This is a genomic window from Sphaerochaeta sp. S2 (genome assembly GCF_016406725.1).
Lineage (GTDB): Bacteria > Spirochaetota > Spirochaetia > Sphaerochaetales > Sphaerochaetaceae > Sphaerochaeta.
In genome coordinates this window covers 1-1,133 of the sequence record NZ_JAEKNT010000498.1, presented here as the reverse complement: position 1 = coordinate 1,133, position 1,133 = coordinate 1, and the positions used below count along the sequence as shown (strand labels likewise).

Here is a 1,133-nt window from a genome sequence, read left to right as displayed (position 1 = left end):
GTTGTATCTTCGTGTAGATGTAATCCATTCTCTTTTGAATTTTAAGAAATGGCTTCATATATTTGAGTGTTGTTTTGGAAATCCCTCTACTTGCCTGATTCTTGTCCATTAATTCTATTAGTTCTGTATATGAATGACCTCTCGTATCTTTTGGCTTGGGTTTATCCATATGACTGTGGGTTACTTTTACTTCTTCTAATTCAGATGATAATAACTCTATTTCAGAATACAAAGCATGCTTCACTACTCTGTAATCCAATGTATAAGGTTTTAAGTCATTGTTAACACGAATTGGGTTGCCTATTCTTAAGGGATCCAAACCGAGTTTCGCACAATGTCTGATCAAATGATCTACAGCGGCATTTGAATCTGCTGTAATTAGAACCTTTTTACCCCCTTCAACAATTGTTTTGATCAAGTGGGCTGCTGTATACGTTTTACCGGTCCCTGGCGGTCCTTGTATACTATAATAGCCATTATTATTGTAAGCTAAGTTAACAGCTTGATTTTGAACATCATTTAAGCTCTTAAATTTTATATCCTTTTCGAACGTTGATACATGATACTTACCGCTTAAAATAGTATTCAGTTTTGAAAACTCAGGGCTTTTCAGATGTAATAACGCATCTTCCATTCGTTTATAAGTCGTATCATTTACCGATAAGTCCATTCGTATTGGCCTATTATTCCCCATCCTCAGCTGCTTAGTAAAAGCTATTGTAATTGACTTATTGGTCATTTCATAAACAATACCAGTGGGATTTTGAACATCCAGAGGGTTATCCTGACTAACGATGACCTGATCACCTATACTGATTTCAGTTTCGATGTTGTATTTTCTGCTAAATTGATATAAATATTCACCACTAATTGTTCTACCAATTTTTTTTCTTTTAAGGTTAATGACTGCTCTTCCTTTTTTTTCTCTTTCTTGACCAGAAAGGTATTTCATTTCACTTAAATGTCTTTCGCGCTCTTCTTCTCTTTCATATTCGACCGCTCTTAACATGTCATTAATTAAATTCTTTACTATATAATCCATAAAATCTCCAATCAGTTAATTATAACAAAAAAAGAAGAAAAGCATAATGTCTGTCTCTTAAATACAATTGAAGCTGCCGAGGAATAAGCAG

At 33.9% G+C, this 1,133-nt stretch carries 1 protein-coding gene; it reads right to left on the bottom strand.

Going from position 1 to position 1,133, the window contains the following annotated elements:
• Positions 1 to 1,042: AAA domain-containing protein (locus tag JF818_RS14495; RefSeq protein ID WP_198892682.1), on the bottom strand; the 1,042-nt coding region annotated here is incomplete at its 3' end.
• Positions 1,043 to 1,133 lie beyond the last annotated feature (91 nt).